Source organism: Streptomyces sp. NBRC 110611 (genome assembly GCF_001590865.1).
Taxonomy (GTDB): domain Bacteria; phylum Actinomycetota; class Actinomycetes; order Streptomycetales; family Streptomycetaceae; genus Streptomyces.
On sequence record NZ_BBUY01000080.1, the window covers coordinates 1 to 1,384 of the forward strand.

A 1,384-nucleotide genomic window follows, 5' to 3' on the forward strand; every position below is an offset into this window, starting at 1 on the left:
GGACTCTCCTATGACGCGCAAGTCGAGACGTGTGGGCTATCGGCGTTGTTGAGGTGACGGTAGATCTGGCGTGCGAGATAGCGTTTGAGGCTTCGGCGAATCTCCTTGTTGGTGCGGCCTTCAGCGCGCCGGCGTTCGACGTATGCGCGGGTGTCGGGATCGTGGATCATGCGGCTGACCGTGGCCATGTGCAGTGCCCGGTTCAGGCGTCGGTCTCCGCCGCGGTTGAGGCGGTGACGGACAGTGTTCCCCGAGGATGCAGGGATCGGGTTGACGCCGGCCAGACAGGCGAACGCGGCTTCGGAGCGCACCCGCCCACGGTGGGACCAGGCGGTCATCACGACAGCTGCGGTGACGGGCCCGATCCCGGGCTTGTCCAGCAGCCCTGCGGCTGGCGTTGCGCGCACCAGCGCTGTCATCGACTTCGCGTTGGCGCTCAGTTCCTCGTCGAGCGCGACGATGCGCTTGGCCAGGCGCACGGCTTCCCCCCGCGCGGTCATGATCGCGACAGGCTCTTCACGGGTGCGCCAGCGGGAGACCTCGAGAATTTGTCGACCGGTCAGTGCCCGACGCCCATCGATTCCGAGGTCCACGACCCGAACCAGCGCGTTCAGTGCGTTGACGTTAGCGGTGCGCTCATCGGTCATCTGGTCTCTGGCGGTCACCAGCACGCGCAACGCGGCGCGTTCTCCCTCGTCAGCGCGGGGGTGGCGCAGCTCGTGCTCCTCGAGTGGGAGCGCGGCCTCGGCCATGCGCCGTGCGTCGATCGGGTCTGACTTGCCCTTGCCGCGATGAACCCCCGTCCGAGGCGCTTCGATGACCTGGTAGCCGGCCTCGGCGACGGTGCGGGCGAACTGGGCGCCGAAGGTCGCGATGCATTCCATGACCCACAGTGCGGCGAGGTCGCCGCCGGTGCGGCGAGCGGCCCAGGCAACCGCCCGGGTCATGCCGGATTTACTCGTAGGGAACTCAGCCGTATCGAGCAGTTCTCCGGTCGGCGCGGCCAGGACGGCCAAGACATGGTTGCGGGCGTGGGTGTCTACGCCGATGACGTACGGGTGGCTGTGCGCGACGATCGTCACGGTGGTCGGGTGCCTTTCAGTCCAGGGACCAACAGTTCGGCCACTGACGGCCGACGTCGGTCTGGGCAAGAGTCACTCCGGGCCAGGACTGTGACGGGCCACACCGTGAACGGTGGGCAATCTCCTGATCAGGACACCGAGGTGGGCCAGGGCGGCGCCGGCTCCCACTACGTCGGACAAGTCCACTTGAGGGCACCTTCTGGGGGCCACCGTTGACAAGAGTCACCACGCGGCGGGACGGCCGACACCACCCTGGCAGCCGATCCCAGACCGGCCACCCCGAGTCTCACAGCCGTTGACAC

Annotated in this window: 1 protein-coding gene; it reads right to left on the minus strand. The window is 67.7% G+C overall.

Going from position 1 to position 1,384, the window contains the following annotated elements:
- Positions 1–8: 8 nt before the first annotated feature.
- Positions 9–1,082, minus strand: a complete 1,074-nt coding sequence (locus AZE13_RS33420; RefSeq protein WP_066940572.1) for an IS110 family transposase — start codon at positions 1,080–1,082, stop codon at positions 9–11.
- Positions 1,083–1,384: the final 302 nt, after the last annotated feature.